The following is a 14639-nucleotide window of genomic DNA, read 5'->3' as shown; positions in this document are numbered from 1 at the left end:
GGACCATTGAGCCTTCAGTCTTCAGCGAATGAGCCTGCGATCGAACTTGTCGGCATCGACAAGAAGTTCGGCGCAGTCCATGCGAACAAGAACATCAACCTTTCCGTCGGCAAGGGATCCATCCACGGCATTATCGGCGAAAACGGTGCCGGTAAGTCGACACTGATGTCGATCCTCTATGGCTTCTACCACGCCGACGAGGGTGAGATCCGCATTCAGGGTAAGCCGGTCACGATCCGTGACAGCCAGGCCGCGATTGCGGCGGGCATCGGCATGGTCCACCAGCATTTCATGCTGGTGGAGAATTTCACCGTGCTGGAAAATGTCATGCTCGGTGCGGAAGGCGGGCAGTTGCTCGCCAAGGGCGTTGCAGGTGCGCGCAAAGAACTGAAGCGGCTCGAAAAGGATTACGGTCTGGAAGTCGATCCGGATGCGGTGATCGAGGAATTGCCGGTCGGCAGCCAGCAGCGTGTCGAAATCTTGAAAGCGCTTTATCGCGGCGCCGAGATCCTCATTCTCGATGAGCCTACGGGTGTCTTGACCCCGGCCGAAGCAGATCACCTCTTCCGTATCCTTCAGGTTCTGCGCGATCAGGGCAAGACGATCATCCTCATCACCCACAAGCTGCGCGAGATCATGGCGATCACCGATATGGTCTCGGTCATGCGTCGCGGCGAGATGGTCGCCACCCGCAAAACGGCCGAGACGACGGTTGCCGAACTCGCCGAACTGATGGTTGGCCGCCGCGTGCTGCTGCGTGTCGAAAAGGGCGAGGCCAATCCCGGCCCGGTGCTTCTTTCGGTGAAGAACCTGACGGTGAAGGACGGCCGTGGCGTCACCATGGTCGACGACGTCTCCTTCGATGTAAGAGCCGGAGAAATCGTCGGCATAGCCGGTGTTGCCGGCAACGGCCAGTCTGAGCTGCTCGAAGCGCTTGCCGGCATCCGCAAGCCTGTCTCGGGAGAAATCCTGATCGACGGCAAGCCGGTAGGCGCTGCCGATCCCGCCCTGCTGCGCCAGCTCGGCCTCGCGCACATTCCCGAAGATCGCCACCATATGGGGCTGGTGCTGAAATTCGAGGAATACGAAAACTCCATCCTCGGCTATCACCACGATCCGCGTTACGGCCGCGGCGCGATGCTGGATCTCGACGCAATTCGAAAGAGCGCCGAGGAGCAGATCGAAAAATACGATATCCGCCCGCCGAACCCGCGGCTGAAGACTGCCAATTTCTCCGGCGGCAACCAGCAGAAGATCGTCGTTGCCCGCGAGATCGAGCGCGATCCCAAAATGCTCTTGATCGGCCAGCCGACCCGCGGCGTCGATATCGGCGCGATCGAGTTCATCCACCGGCGCATCATCGAGATGCGCGATGCCGGCAAGGCGGTGCTTCTGGTCTCCGTCGAACTCGACGAGATCCGCTCGCTGTCGGACCGCATCCTCGTCATGTTTGCAGGCAAGGTCGTCGGCGAAAAATCGGCGGACGCGGATGAGCAGACACTTGGCCTGATGATGGCGGGGATCGCAGCGTGACGGTCTCTATTTTTGATAGAATTTCGGAGTATGGGATGAACGAGGCACGGATCGGAACCGGGCAAACGGGGAGGGGCGCATGAGCACGGCTTCGGTCCCATTGCCCGCCTGGATCAATTACGGCGTCATTCCGCTGTTGAACCTCATCCTCGCCTTCTTCTTCTCCGGCCTCGTCGTCTGGGCGATCGGCGAAAACCCGTTTGAGGCGCTGAATTTCCTCATTCAGGGTGCGCTCGGCCGCGGTGATGCGATCGGCTTCACCCTGTTTTATGCCACGAGCTTCATCTTCACCGGCCTGTCGGTGGCGGTCGCTTTCCATGCCGGCCTGTTCAACATCGGCTCCGAAGGTCAGGCCTATGTTGGCGGTCTGGGTGCAGCGCTGGTTGCGCTCTCGCTCGATCATTACGTGCCGTGGTACGTGACCATGCCTTTTGCGGTTGTCGGCGCGGCGCTCTTCGGTGCCGCCTGGGCCTTCATCCCCGCCTGGTTGCAGGCCAAGCGCGGCAGCCATATCGTCATCACCACCATCATGTTCAATTTCATCGGCGCGGCGCTGATGGTCTATCTTCTGGTCAACGTCTTCATCGTACCGGGCAAGATGGCGCCGGAAACCCGCACCTTCCTGCCTGGCGGGCAGCTGCCCAAGCTCGACTGGCTGATGGCGCTGTTCGGCCTTAAGCTCGGCCCGGCCCCTTTCAACGTCTCCTTCATCATCGCGCTCATCATGTGCTACCTCGTCTGGCTGCTGATCTGGCGCACCAAGCTCGGTTATGAGATGCGCACGCTCGGCATCAGCCCGACGGCTGCGGTTTACGCCGGCATCCCGTACGTCCGCACCGTCATCATCGCCATGCTCATCTCCGGCGGTCTTGCCGGCATGATGTCGCTCAATGCGGTCATGGGTGCCTCGGCCCGTCTTCAGGTGGAATTCGTCGCAGGGGCCGGTTTTGTCGGCATTGCCGTTTCGCTGATGGGACGCAGTCATCCGGTCGGCATCATTCTCGCCGCGATCCTCTTCGGCATCCTCTATCAGGGCGGTGCGGATCTCTCCTTCGAAATGCCAAATATCACCCGCGACATGATCGTGGTCATCCAGGGTCTCGTCATCTTCTTTGCCGGTGCGCTGGAATACATGCTGCGCCCGGCCATGGTGCGGCTCTACCAGACGGCGAGGGGGAAGTAGCCATGGAATATTTCGATACTTTCGTCAGCATTCTGGGCTCGGCGATCCGCCTGTCCATCCCGCTGCTCTTCACCGCACTGGCAGGTCTGTTCTCCGAGCGCGCCGGTATTTTCGACATCGGCCTTGAAGGCAAGATGCTGGCATCCGCCTTCGCCGCCGCCTGCGTCGCCTATTGGACCGGCAATGCCTGGGCAGGTCTCGGCGCAGGCATTCTGGTTTCGATCATCTTCTCGCTGCTGCACGGCTTTGCCTCGATCACCAACCGCGGCAACCAGATCGTCTCCGGCGTGGCGCTGAACTTCATCGCGGCGGGCCTGACGATCGTGCTTGGCACCGCCTGGTTCAACCAGGGCGGACGCACCGGCCAGGTGCCGCCGGAAGGGCGCTTCTCCGGCATCATCCTGCCGGGTGCCGACATGATGCGCGACGTGCCGATCATCGGGCCGCTTTACGCCAATGTCATTTCCGGCAACAACATCCTGACTTACATCGCCTTCCTCATGGTGCCGATCTCCTGGTGGGTGCTCTATCGCACCCGTTTCGGCCTGCGCCTTCGCGCCGTCGGCGAAAATCCGGGCGCGGTCGATACGGCAGGCGTATCGGTCGTCTGGCTGCGTTATCGCGCGCTGATCGTCACCGGTTTTCTTGCAGGCTTTGCCGGCACCTATCTGTCGATCGCCCAATCCGCCGCCTTCATCAACAACATGTCGGCCGGCAAGGGTTACATCGCGCTTGCAGCGCTTATCTTCGCCAAGTGGAAGCCGGTGCCGGTCATGTTCGCCTGCCTGCTCTTCGGCTTCCTTGATGCCTTCGCCAATTTCATGCAGGGCAAGTCGTTGCCCATGATCGGCGAGGTTCCGGTGCAGATCTTCCAGGCGCTGCCCTATATCCTTACCTGCGTCCTGCTTGCCGGTTTCATCGGCGTCGCCCGCCCGCCCAAGGCCGGCGGCGTCGCCTACACCAAGGAGCGCTAAAGAGATGTCGCACGAACTATTCGAAGCAGCCCGCGAGGCGATGACCAAGGCTCATGCGCCCTATTCCAAGTTCCCGGTCGGTGTTGCGTTGAAGGCGGATGACGGAAAAGTCTATCTCGGCGCCAATATCGAGAACCTCTCCTTCCCTCAAGGCTGGTGCGCCGAGCCGACGGCGATCGGCGCCATGGTCATGGGCGGCGGAAAGAAGATCGTCGAACTGGCGGTGATTGCCGAAAAGCTGCCGCTCTGCACTCCCTGCGGCGGCTGCCGCCAGAAGATCTCGGAATTCGCTTCGGCCGATACCCGCATCTATCTCTGCGACGAGGCAGGCGTGGCGAAGACCGTCACCATGGGCGAACTTCTGCCTTATGCTTTTGAAACGGATGTTATCGGATGACGACGGTAACCGATCTGCTAGTCGAACGGCTGAATGGCCTTGTGCCGCGCGTGGCGATCGTGCTCGGCTCAGGCCTCGGCTCGCTGGTCGAGGGCGTCACCGACCAAATCCGCATTTCCTACAGGGAACTCGAAGGTTTCCCGGTCAGCGGTGTTACTGGCCATGCGGGCGAACTGGTGGCGGGTTATCTCGGCAGCCAGCCGGTCATCATGCTGTCCGGCCGCACCCATTATTACGAGCATGGCGATCCCAAGGCCATGCGGTTCCCCCTGCAGGTGCTAAAGGGCCTTGGCGTGCAGTCGCTGATCCTTACCAACTCGGCAGGGTCCGTGCGTGAAGACATGCCGCCCGGTTCGGTCATGCAGATCACCGACCATATCAACTATTCCGGCATGAACCCGCTGATCGGCGAACATGGCGATCAACGCTTCGTCGGCATGACCAGTGCCTATGATGCCGATCTGGCGCTCAAGATGCGCAATGCCGCGATCCTTGCCGGTGTGACGCTGTATCAGGGCGTCTACATGTGGTTCTCTGGCCCGAGCTTCGAAACGCCGGCCGAAATTCGCATGGCGCGCACGCTGGGCGCCGATGCAGTCGGCATGTCGACCGTGCCGGAAGTCATTCTCGCCCGTTACTTCGGCCTCAAGGTTGCGGCCGCCTCGGTCGTCACCAATTACGGGGCAGGCATGACCGGTGCCGAGCTCAGCCACGAGGAAACCAAGGACATGGCCCCTGTCGGTGGTGCCCGGCTCGCCGCGGTCCTGCATGAAATGCTCAGCCGCGATGCCTGACTTATCAACGCCCTAGCGGCAAGATACCACATTTCGCGACCTATGCGGGTTGAATCAAATCGGTTCAACGCTAAAACTTGCACTTCAATCCACACCGGAGGACACCATGGAACTGCAGAGCCCGCGCGAGGCTGCGGCATTTGCCCTGTCTCTTCTCGACCTGACGAACCTGCGTGACGATTGCGACAATGCCGCGATCGAAAACCTGTGCCTGCGCGCCCAGACACCCTATGGCAATAGCGCTGCGATCTGCATTTGGCCGCGCTTCGTCGCCCATGCCCGCAGCATTCTCGGGCCCGGTCATCCGGTCAGGATCGCAACCGTCGTCAACTTTCCTTCCGGTGATCTTGCCGTTGCTGAAGTGATCGCGGAAACGAAAAAGGCCGTCGAGGACGGAGCCGACGAGATCGATCTCGTCATTCCCTACAAGGCCTTCATCGCAGGTGATGAGACGGCCGTCACGACGATGGTCGAAGCCGTTCGTGCCGCCTGCCCACAATCCACGCTCAAGGTCATTCTCGAAACCGGCGAGATCCGCGACATGGCGCTCGTCAGGCGCTCGTCCGAACTGGCGATCGCGGCCGGCGCCGATTTCATCAAGACCTCCACCGGCAAGGTTTCCGTCAATGCGACACTGGAAGCAGCCGACATCATGTTGCGCGCCATCCGCGAATCCAAAGCAAAGGTCGGCTTCAAGCCCGCCGGCGGCATTTCCACCGTTGCCGATGCCGATCTCTATCTGAGGCTTGCAGAAAGCATCCTGGGGCCGAACTGGGTCATGCCCTCGACCTTCCGTTTCGGCGCTTCGAGCCTGCTCGATGACATTCTGGCGGTCTTGAGCGGCAGCGCCGCGCCGCGCGCCGCCGCCGGCTATTGACGCACTGGCATGCTGCCGCAGGAAACCATCCGCCATAAGAGAGACGGTCACGATCTTTCGAGAGAAGAGACCGCGGCCTTCATCGCCGGTGTCACGGATGGAGCGGTTTCGGAAGCGCAGGCAGCAGCCTTCGCCATGGCTGTCTTCTTTCGGGGCATGTCCAGAAATGAGACGGTTGATCTGACGCTTGCCATGCGTGACAGCGGCTCCGTCCTAAAGTGGGACAATGTAGATCGTCCGATCGCCGACAAGCATTCGACCGGCGGCGTCGGAGATAACGTCTCGCTGATGCTCGCCCCCATCGCGGCAGCCTGCGGCCTCGCGGTCCCGATGATTTCCGGCCGCGGCCTCGGCCATACCGGCGGCACGCTCGACAAGCTGCAATCCATTCCGGGTTACGACATCGCACCGGATCAGGCGCGGTTCTCAAAAGTCGTGCAGGACGTCGGCTGTGCGATCGTCGGCCAGACATCGGATCTGGCGCCTGCCGACCGCCGCCTTTATGCCATCCGAGATGTCACCGCGACGGTCGAATCCGTGCCGCTGATCACCGCCTCGATCCTGTCGAAGAAGCTTGCCGCAGGCCTTCAGACCCTGCTGATGGATGTAAAGGTCGGCTCGGGCGCCTTCATGCAGGATATCGGGGAAGCCCGCATTCTGGCCCGCTCGCTGGTCGATGTGGCAAACGGCGCAGGCGTGCCGACCGTCGCACTCATCACCGATATGAACCAGCCGCTGGCTGATGCCACCGGCAATGCACTGGAAGTGATGAACTGCGTCGATTTTCTCGCCGGTCGGAAGACGGGAACGCGGCTTGAGACGGTCGTTCTGGCTGAGGTCGCCGAAATGCTGGTTCAGGCAGGCCTCGCATCGACCGTTGAAGAGGGCAGGGGCATGGCGCGCTCGGCTCTCTCGTCCGGCCGGGCAATGGAAACTTTTGCCCGCATGGTGCATGCGCTCGGCGGTCCTGCCCATGTCTGCGAGCGCCCGGAAACCTGTCTGCCGAAAGCGCCCGTCATGCTGGATGTTCTGGCCCCGGCCACCGGTTATCTTGCTGCCTGTGATGGTCGCACCCTCGGGCTTGCCGTGGTGGATATGGGCGGCGGCCGCCGCAAGACAACCGCCACGATCGACCACAGCGTCGGCTTCGATCGCATCCTGCCGCTGGGCTCTGCGGTCGAGAAGGGGCAAGCGATCGCACGCGTTCACGCGGCGTCCCGCGAACAGGCGGATCGCGCAGGCGACGCCTTTCTTACAAGCTACACGATCGCGGAAAGCGCACCGGAATCGTCGCCGGTCATCATTGAACGTATCGGCTGATCACCAGCCTCAATTGGCAAGCGTCAGGCTGCCGCCCTTGACCTGGTAGGATTTCAGCTTCGTCAGAAAACTCATGCCGACCAAAGTGGTGCTCAGCGCTTCGTCGCGCAGCACCATGGCATCGACATCGCGCACCCGCACATTGCCGATCTCCACGCGGTCGAGCACGACATGCGCAGCCAGCGTCTGCCCGTTCGCCGTCTGCATCGGGTAGCGGAAGTCGAGGCTGTTTGCGCCATAACCCAGCATCCGGGCCGTGCGTTCGTTGATCGCCACCACTGAAGCGCCGGTATCCACCAGACCGGTAACGGACTTGCCGTTCAGCTTGAACGTACCGATGAAATGGCCGCGGCCATCGGCGTTGAGAACCATCGTCCCCGGAGTGAGCGATGCGGCCTGCGGAGTGGTCGCGACCTGTGATTTGGCGGCGGGCGCCTGCACCACCGGCTCTTGCTGTGCCGGGCCGGTGTGTTCGAGCAGGGCAGGGATCTGCGTCGCCACGACAACGGCGACGGCTGCGAACATGGCGGTGCGAATAAGCATGGGTCGATCCCCTGGGTTCAGGGAAAACACGCTAGGCCGCAATGGTTACGAAAAAGCGGCCTGACCCTTTCGGACCGGCCGCCTTCTTCATCATTGGTTAGGAAATCCTGAAAACCTTATTTCGTGCCGTACATGCGGTCGCCGGCATCGCCGAGACCCGGCACGATATAGCCCTTCTCGTTCAGGTGGCTGTCGATCGATGCCGTGTAGATCTTCACGTCCGGATGGGCTTCCTGGAAGTTCTTGATGCCTTCCGGTGCTGCAAGCAGGCAGAGGAAACGGATGTTCGTCGCACCGCGCTCCTTGAGCTTCTGGATCGCGGCGATTGCCGAATTGCCGGTTGCCAGCATCGGATCTACGACGATCAGCAGGCGCTCGTCGAGACCATCCGGAGCCTTGAAGTAATATTCCACCGGCTGCAGCGTGTCGTGGTCGCGGTAAAGGCCGATATGAGAGACGCGGGCCGAAGGCACCAGTTCGAGCATGCCTTCCAGAAGGCCGTTGCCCGCACGCAGGATCGAAACGAAGACCAGCTTCTTGCCTTCCACGATCGGCGACTGCATCTCGGTGATCGGCGTCTCGATCGTTTCCATCGTCAGCTCGAGATCGCGGGTTACTTCGTAGCAGAGAAGCATCGAGATCTCGCGCAGCAGTCTGCGGAAACCGGCGGTCGACGTCTCCTTCTTGCGCATGATCGTCAGCTTGTGCTGCACCAGCGGATGATTGATGACTGTGACGCCGTCCATGACCTTTTATCCTTTTCGTTGCTTGTCTCTTCTTTTTCGAAAAACGTCCTGTTCTGCAAGGGGCGAGATCCTGCTCCAGGCATGATCCCCAGCCTGAACCTCAACTTTGCGCGTCGAAACGCTGCAGCAATCCCGCTTTCGTGCCGTCATCCACGAATGCCGCCTCAAGCGCCGTGCGGGTCATCTGGTTGATCTCCGCATCGCTCATGCCCATCGCCTGCGCGGCAATCTCGTATTCGCGGGCAAGCGACGTGGCGAAGAAGGGCGGATCGTCGGAATTGATGCAGACCTTCACTCCGGCTGCCTTGAGCCGTTTCAGGGGATGGCTGTCGAAATCGGCAAAGACGCCAAGCGCGATATTCGAACCGGGGCAGACTTCCAGCACCGTGCCGAGTTCCGCCAGCCGCGCCACCAGCGCCTCGTCCTCTATCGCCCTGACACCATGGCCAATACGCGCCGGCTTCACCAAATCCAGCGCATCCGTCACGCTGAATGGCCCGCACACTTCGCCTGCATGGATGGTGAGACCCAGCCCTGCATCGCGGGCGATGTCGAAGGCGCGGGCGTAGTCAGCCACGCGTCCCATGCGTTCCTCGCCTGCCATGTTGAAACCGGTGACCAGAGGGTTTTTCGCCCGCGCAGCATATTCGGCTGCCGAAATGACCCGCTCGGGTCCAAAATGCCGCTCGCCGGTGACGATGATCCGCGCCTCGATGCCGGTCTTTTCCTTCGCAGCAAGAATTCCGTCGCAGATACCGGCGAGATAGGCATCCGCGCCAAGCCCGATCCGGTCGCCATGATCCGGCGACACGATGATCTCGCTATAGATCGTGTTGATTGCGGCGAGTTCGGAAAGATAGGCTTCAGTCAGAAGCGCATAGTCTTCTTCCGTGCGGAAAAGGGCAGCCACGGCGTCATAGGCGACCAGGAATTCGGAAAAGTCGCGCCATTGATAGGCACCGTCCTGCAGGAATGCGCTGGTGTCGACACCGTATTTGCGTGCCTGCTTTTCCGTCACGCTCGGGGGGGCTGCCCCCTCGATATGGCAGTGGATCTCGGCCTTCAGAAGATGTTGCGTCACAGGAAACTCCATCCATGCCGGCCTGCGGGAATGCCGAGATGTGCGGCGATCGTCTCGCCGATATCGGCATAGGAGGACCGGACCCCGATCGAGCGGGTGCGGATACCGGGACCAAAGGCCATGATCGGCACGCGCTCGCGGGTATGGTCCGTGCCGCGCCAGGTCGGATCGCAGCCATGGTCGGCAGTCAATATCACCAGATCACCCGGTTTCAGCCTCCGGTGAAAATCCGGCAGGGTCAGGTCGAAAGCCTCGAGCGCTGCGGCATAACCGGGCACGTCGCGACGATGGCCGTAGATCATGTCGAAATCGACGAAATTGGTGAAGACCAGATCGCCGTCCGCGGCCTCATCCATGGCGGCAAGGGTCGCGGCCGCAAGCGCCGCATTGCCGTTCGCCTTGATCACGCGGGAAACGCCCTGATGCGCAAAGATATCGCCCACCTTGCCGGCGGCGTGAACGCTGCGGCCGGCTTCCACCAGCCGATCGAGCAAGGTCGGCTCCGGCGGCAGCACGGAAAAATCGCGCCGGTTGCCGGTCCGCTCGAAACTTTCCGGGGTCTCGCCGGTAAAGGGTCGCGCGATCACGCGGCCGATATTGAGCGGATCGAGCAGGCCGCGCACCACTTGGCAAAGCTTAATCAACCGCTCCAGCCCGAAATGCGTCTCATGTGCGGCGATCTGGAAGACGCTGTCGCTTGACGTGTAGCAGATCGGCTTGCCCGTCCTGACATGCTCCTCGCCAAGCCTTTCGATGATTTCGGTTCCCGAAGCGTGGCAATTGCCCAGAATGCCCGGGATCTCGCCATCCCGGCAGATCGCCTCCACCAGTTCCGGCGAAAAAGCATCGCCTTCGGTCGGGAAATAACCCCAGTTGAACATGACGGGGGTACCGGCGATCTCCCAATGCCCGGACGGCGTATCCTTGCCGTTCGACAACTCGCTCGCCGCGCCATAAAGCCCGAACAGCCGCTCTGGAAGCGGCATGCCGACTGGATAATTGCCGCTTGCCATCTTGGCGATGTCCATCAGCCCGAGCGAGGTCATGTTGGGAAGCTTGAGCGGTCCCTCTCGTAGGCCCGCCCGGTCGGCCGCTCCGGCGGCGCAGAATTCTGCGATATGGCCGAGCGTGTTGGATCCCAGGTCGCCGTAATCGGCTGCGTCTCGCGCGCCGCCGACGCCGAAGGAATCAAGTACGAAGAGAAAGGCTCGCGCCATCTGTCACCAGTGATCTGAATGCCGTCTTGTCCGACCTCGTGGTCGAACTGAATCGCGTAACATATAGTTCGTGGATGCGGTTGGCAAAGACCTCGGCTGGTCGGTTGGGAAGCGTCGAAGAGCTTATCGGCCTCGAAGTCTCAGCACCCGTCACAGGTGATGCTGGTTCCTACACGCTGGCGATAATAAAACTCGCGGTTCAGCGTGATGGTTTGCAGGCTGCTCGGCATCAGCCCGGGCATAAACATCAACAGTTGGTGCGTGACCGAAACCTCGGCCCGAACCAGAAACGTGCTGGCCGAACGCATGTCGGTTGGCACGTTGACCGCGGAGCCATTGGAATAGGGCCGGCTGCCGTCTTGCGCCCAGGACCAGGCCACAGTCGGATTGCTCGAAGCATCTATTGTGACGCCGGTAATCTTCATTTTCAGATTTTGAGGCTGGTAAGGCGTGAAAATGGCGTTTGCGACGCTGGTCATCTGCTGCAGGTCGCTTGTTGTGACCTTTGCCTGTTGCGTTACGAGATCTGCGACCGTGCTGGCCGTGCGGGTTACCCGCTTCGATACACTGAGACCAATCGTTAACTCGAAAGAGGTGATGTAAAGGAAAAGCAGAAGTGGCGCGATCAGAGCGAATTCCACTCCGCCTATCCCCCGCACATCTGTCGCGAAGCGCCGCATCTGCTCGGTCAGCGGTAGTCGCGAGAGAATGTTTTGCAATTTCGCCCGCATCACGGATAATCCTCATTCCTGAAAGCAGAGGTTTCCACGATCAGGAAGTAATTGGAGCCGCTGGTCGGGCGGATGTTGGAAATATACGGGCGAAGCAGATCGGTCGTGACGTCCCACTTGTAGTAGGCACGCAGCATGTTCTTGGTGCCAGATCCGCCCGGAGCAAAGCCAAGGCCTGCCGTATTGAGATCTCCGTTTGCCATCGGGATCGTCGTCGGCATGTCGGAGAAATTCGTATAGGGCTTTGCGTCGATAAACAGCTTGTTGGCTTTGGAGACCTCGGCCTCGCTGCACTGGATCAGGATCGAGATTTCACCGCAAAAGGCGCGGCGGAATTGGGTCTCGTTCATGTAGGTGGAAGCGGTACTGCTCGTGACTGTGATATTGCCGGTCCGCAGCTTGCGGCCCATCGTGTCGACGGCATTGGCGACCAGTTGCTCGGCCGTGTAGGCCACGAATGTCTCGACGATGGCAAAGACAATGAGAAAATAGGGAATAGCAAGCAGTGCGAACTCAATCGCCGCGGCACCGTCTTTCGAGCGAAAGAGCCTCTTCAAGCCGGATTGTGGTGCTTTCGGCGAAGTCGAGCCGGTCATTGGCGAGCGATCCTGATGCGTCTCTTCCTGACCGCTTGAGCGGCGAAAGTGAGTACGGACCATAATCAACGATTATTGAAAATCCGTTTCGCAACTGATGCAAATTGGTGCATTCGAGATGGTCAGGGTGTCTTCGCGGTTGTGTCGAACTCGGCATGCTGCTCGCAGTTCGGCGTACAGGAAAGCACGGTCCGTTCGGTCTGCTTGAATACCCGTACCGTATTACCTTCGTCGATGGAAACGAGAACCCGCTCGTCGGCAATCGCATTGCCATCCTGGTCAAGCAGCACGAGATTGGTTGTGCCAAAGCTGCGCCCAGTAAGAACAATCGTTGTTGCATCCGCCACGGTCGCATCTGCAACTTCCGAATTACCAACGATGACCTTAGCGACCGGCCGGTCAAGCTTGAGCACGCGCGCCTGATTCATGAATACGCGCAACACATCCTGTCTGTCGTCGGCAGTGGATATGTCTGCGCTTAAAAGGGTTGAAGCAAGCGTGAAGGCGGCCAGTACAAGACGCAGCGCCATATTTAAGGTCCCCGGGCGGATTTCGATGTGAATAGAAGATGACCTTGATTGGTGAATGAAGCCTTAAGCTGGGGCGTAAGGCCGGCTCCGTTGCTCCCTGATCATCGCCATAGGCGGGCAAAATTGCTGTGCTTGGCCAGACCGGATCAATTAACTAGCTGAATTATATGTACTTCAATTGTTGGGCGAGAGTCTTATTGTTACTCAAAAATGCTCTGAATTTCTGTCAGGTTCTATTTACCAAAGTGCTCCGAACTGCCTCGATTAACGATTGGGTAACGTTCCTCTTTAAGCGGTTGGCAATCGTCCGGCTGTAGTTTCCACGTCAACCGAGCAACGGGAAAACAGTTGTCGGTAAGTGCTGAACAACAATTGTGTGGAGTAGGAGAGTCCAATGACCAAGATTTTCGCTCGTTTTCGTAAAGATGAGTCCGGCGCAACTGCCATCGAATATGGCCTGATTGCTGCTCTCATTTCCGTTGCTATCATCGCCGGTGCTTCCACGCTGGGCAATACGCTCAACGCTGCCTTCATCAACATCTCCAACAAGGTTTCGAAGCCGAACGGCTAATATTCCTTGCCGCCGTCGTTTGGCACCGAAGACATTGGTTAAAGCCGTCCCGTGTAGGGCGGCTTTAAGCCGTTTCCAGCGATCTCGGGAAAAACTCTATGCTGAATGACATCGTCGCCGTTCTTGTACTAGCTGCCTTTCCTGCAGCCTTGGCTGCTGCGGCGATGAGCGATTTTCTGACGATGAAGATATCCAACCGGCTGTCGTTGGCTTTGGTTGCTGCTTTTCTCGTTCTTGCGCCGCTCGTGGGTGTGACAATGGTCGATCTGGGCCTTAGCCTCGTGGCCGCTCTCATTGTTTTTGCAGTTTGCTTTGCTTTGTTCGCCGCCAATATCATGGGCGGCGGCGATGCCAAGCTTTTGACCGCGGCCAGCCTCTGGTTCGGCTTTGACCAGTCACTTATCGCCTTTCTCGTTCTGGTGGCCTATTCTGGCGGCGCTGTGACCCTGCTTTTCCTGTTTCTACGGGTCAAGGCCGATCTTGTAATGTCGATCGGCATCCCGCTGCCCGTATCGATCGTTGGTACCAACAAGATCCCTTATGGCATTGCCATTGCGATGGGGGGCCTGATGGCATTTGGAACATCGCCAATTGCAATACTGGCGCTCAAGGCCTTCTGACCCCGCTTAGATCTATCGCAACATTGCGTTAACCAGCATTCTAAGCTTCTCATTAACCATAATTACACCATTGCCGCCCATCCTGTCGCGAAGATCAAGGATTCTTCTGGGACATGGCAATGAAGCCCGCTCGCATCATCATTTTGACGGTGGCCGTCGTGGCTGCAGGCCTGGCCGGTCTGCTGGCAATGAACATGTCTGGCACACAGGCGCCCCAGCTGGTGGAAACGGTGGTGAAGGAGCCGACGATCAATGTTCTGGTTTCAGCCGATAACTTGCCGGTAGGCAGTCGTCTGAACGAGAAGTCTGTCGAATGGTTGAACTGGCCGCGCAGCGGTGTTGCGGAGGGCTTCATCACCAGCGAAGCGCGCCCCGATGCCATCAAGGAGCTTGAAGGCTCAGTCGTCCGCCTTCCAATCTTCAAGGGCGAGCCTTTGAGAGCAGAGAAGGTTGCAGACTCTTCCAGCCGCATCATGTCCTCGCTTTTGCCCTCCGGCAAGCGCGCGGTCGCAACTGAAATATCGGTTGCAACGGGCGCTGGTGGTTTCGTTCTGCCGAACGATCGCGTCGATGTCATCATGGTCCGTCAAAACAAGGATGCCGGTGGCGGTTATGTCACCGAGAACGTCCTCAACAACGTTCGCGTCCTGGCCATCGACCAGAACATCCAGGAAGCGCCCGATGGCAGCAAATCCGTTGTCGGCACCACCGCGACCCTCGAGCTCACACCCGATCAGACAAAGGTCATTGCCGTTGCGCAGCAGATGGCTGAGCGACTGACGCTCGCCTTGAGGTCGGTGGCTGACGCACAGGAGGCGGACACGCAGGCCGCGGATTACCTTCTGCATGGCGGTGGCAAAGCGGATATTCAGGTCATCAAATCGGGGTCGATCATCACCGGCTCGACGCAGGCGAATTGAACGGAG

At 59.7% G+C, this 14639-nt stretch carries 17 protein-coding genes; 10 read left to right on the top strand and 7 right to left on the bottom strand.

The annotated features are described in order from the left end of the window. Positions 1-6: 6 nt before the first annotated feature. The 7 genes from GGE33_RS13590 to deoA all read left to right on the top strand — a co-directional run bounded on the left by GGE33_RS13590 (position 7) and on the right by deoA (position 7078). Positions 7-1533 carry an ABC transporter ATP-binding protein gene (locus tag GGE33_RS13590; RefSeq protein ID WP_183823778.1) on the top strand — a complete coding sequence of 509 codons (1527 nt, stop codon included), beginning with the start codon at positions 7-9 and terminating at the stop codon, positions 1531-1533. 79 nt (positions 1534-1612) lie between these two features. Further along, positions 1613-2716 (top strand): ABC transporter permease, encoded by a 1104-nt coding sequence (locus GGE33_RS13585; RefSeq protein WP_183823776.1) that lies wholly within the window; start codon positions 1613-1615, stop codon positions 2714-2716. A 2-nt stretch (positions 2717-2718) separates the two neighbouring features. Then, complete coding sequence (locus GGE33_RS13580; RefSeq protein WP_183823775.1) at positions 2719-3690, top strand: ABC transporter permease; 972 nt, start codon at positions 2719-2721, stop codon at positions 3688-3690. Positions 3691-3694: 4 nt separating this feature from the next. Next, the gene (locus GGE33_RS13575) at positions 3695-4087 is read left to right on the top strand and encodes a cytidine deaminase (protein WP_183823773.1); all 393 of its coding nucleotides are present in this window, start codon (positions 3695-3697) and stop codon (positions 4085-4087) included. Then, positions 4084-4881, top strand: coding sequence for a purine-nucleoside phosphorylase (locus GGE33_RS13570; RefSeq protein WP_183823771.1), 798 nt, complete (start codon positions 4084-4086; stop codon positions 4879-4881). The genes GGE33_RS13575 and GGE33_RS13570 overlap by 4 nt, the downstream gene beginning before the upstream one ends. 106 nt (positions 4882-4987) lie before the next feature. After that, a complete protein-coding gene (deoC, locus tag GGE33_RS13565) occupies positions 4988-5758 on the top strand; it encodes a deoxyribose-phosphate aldolase (protein ID WP_183823769.1) in 771 nt (256 codons plus the stop codon). 9 nt (positions 5759-5767) lie between these two features. Beyond that, positions 5768-7078 (top strand): thymidine phosphorylase, encoded by a 1311-nt coding sequence (gene deoA / locus GGE33_RS13560; protein WP_183823767.1) that lies wholly within the window; start codon positions 5768-5770, stop codon positions 7076-7078. A gap of 9 nt (positions 7079-7087) precedes the next feature. On the opposite strand, the gene GGE33_RS13555 is transcribed toward deoA, so the two are convergent. From GGE33_RS13555 to GGE33_RS13525, 7 genes are all read right to left on the bottom strand, one after another. Further along, positions 7088-7621 carry a TIGR02281 family clan AA aspartic protease gene (locus tag GGE33_RS13555; protein ID WP_148146121.1) on the bottom strand — a complete coding sequence of 178 codons (534 nt, stop codon included), beginning with the start codon at positions 7619-7621 and terminating at the stop codon, positions 7088-7090. A 116-nt stretch (positions 7622-7737) separates the two neighbouring features. Continuing rightward, the gene (gene upp, locus GGE33_RS13550; RefSeq protein WP_148146120.1) at positions 7738-8367 is read right to left on the bottom strand and encodes a uracil phosphoribosyltransferase; all 630 of its coding nucleotides are present in this window, start codon (positions 8365-8367) and stop codon (positions 7738-7740) included. 100 nt (positions 8368-8467) lie between these two features. After that, a complete protein-coding gene (locus GGE33_RS13545) occupies positions 8468-9448 on the bottom strand; it encodes an adenosine deaminase (RefSeq protein WP_183823764.1) in 981 nt (326 codons plus the stop codon). Continuing rightward, on the bottom strand, positions 9445-10665 hold the full coding sequence (locus tag GGE33_RS13540) for a phosphopentomutase (protein ID WP_183823762.1): 1221 nt from the start codon (positions 10663-10665) through the stop codon (positions 9445-9447). Before GGE33_RS13540 ends, GGE33_RS13545 begins: the two co-directional genes overlap by 4 nt. A 140-nt stretch (positions 10666-10805) precedes the next feature. Then, complete coding sequence (locus GGE33_RS13535; protein ID WP_183823760.1) at positions 10806-11396, bottom strand: TadE/TadG family type IV pilus assembly protein; 591 nt, start codon at positions 11394-11396, stop codon at positions 10806-10808. Continuing rightward, positions 11396-11992 (bottom strand): TadE/TadG family type IV pilus assembly protein, encoded by a 597-nt coding sequence (locus GGE33_RS13530; protein WP_183823758.1) that lies wholly within the window; start codon positions 11990-11992, stop codon positions 11396-11398. Before GGE33_RS13530 ends, GGE33_RS13535 begins: the two co-directional genes overlap by 1 nt. Before the next feature lie 122 nt (positions 11993-12114). Beyond that, positions 12115-12522 (bottom strand): pilus assembly protein N-terminal domain-containing protein, encoded by a 408-nt coding sequence (locus tag GGE33_RS13525; RefSeq protein WP_148146115.1) that lies wholly within the window; start codon positions 12520-12522, stop codon positions 12115-12117. Positions 12523-12916: 394 nt separating this feature from the next. On the opposite strand from GGE33_RS13525, the gene GGE33_RS13520 reads away from it, so the two are divergent. From GGE33_RS13520 to cpaB, 3 genes are all read left to right on the top strand, one after another. Further along, positions 12917-13093: a Flp family type IVb pilin gene (locus tag GGE33_RS13520; protein ID WP_148146114.1), complete on the top strand. Its 177-nt coding sequence runs from the start codon at positions 12917-12919 to the stop codon at positions 13091-13093. Between the two features lie 98 nt (positions 13094-13191). Continuing rightward, positions 13192-13713, top strand: coding sequence for an A24 family peptidase (locus GGE33_RS13515; protein WP_183823756.1), 522 nt, complete (start codon positions 13192-13194; stop codon positions 13711-13713). Between the two features lie 119 nt (positions 13714-13832). After that, positions 13833-14633 carry a Flp pilus assembly protein CpaB gene (gene cpaB / locus GGE33_RS13510; RefSeq protein WP_183824148.1) on the top strand — a complete coding sequence of 267 codons (801 nt, stop codon included), beginning with the start codon at positions 13833-13835 and terminating at the stop codon, positions 14631-14633. Positions 14634-14639: the final 6 nt, after the last annotated feature.

Source organism: Aliirhizobium cellulosilyticum (assembly GCF_014198105.1).
GTDB classification, from domain to species: domain Bacteria; phylum Pseudomonadota; class Alphaproteobacteria; order Rhizobiales; family Rhizobiaceae; genus Neorhizobium; species Neorhizobium cellulosilyticum.
Note: the sequence above shows the minus strand (reverse complement) of the source record. Positions and strands in the feature narration are given on the sequence as shown.